General features: G+C 63.5%; 1 pseudogene. It reads left to right on the plus strand.

Going from position 1 to position 408, the window contains the following annotated elements:
• A pseudogene (locus JOY50_RS28615) lies at positions 1-408 on the plus strand (glucose-6-phosphate isomerase); the annotation flags it as partial.

Below are 408 nucleotides of genomic sequence, written 5' to 3' on the forward strand. Positions count from 1 at the left end.
TCGGCCTGCCCATTGCCCTGGCCATCGGCACCGCCAACTTCAAGGAACTGCTGTCAGGTGCCCACACCATGGACCAGCACTTCCAGACCGCGCCGTTCGACAAGAACATGCCGGTGCTGCTGGCCCTGCTGGGTGTGTGGTATGGCAACTTCTGGGGCGCGAACAGCCACGCGATCCTGCCGTACGACCACTACCTGCGCAACATCACCAAGCACCTGCAGCAGCTGGACATGGAGTCCAACGGCAAGAGCGTGCTGCAGGACGGCACCCCGGTGAAGACAGATACCGGGCCGGTGATCTGGGGCGGGGTTGGCTGTAACGGCCAGCATGCCTACCACCAGTTGTTGCACCAGGGCACCCAGCTGATTCCGGCCGACTTCATCGTGCCGGTGGTGAGCTTCAACCCGG

Origin of the sequence: Pseudomonas sp. BP01 (assembly GCF_022760795.1) — a bacterium.
Lineage (GTDB): Bacteria > Pseudomonadota > Gammaproteobacteria > Pseudomonadales > Pseudomonadaceae > Aquipseudomonas > Aquipseudomonas putida_Q.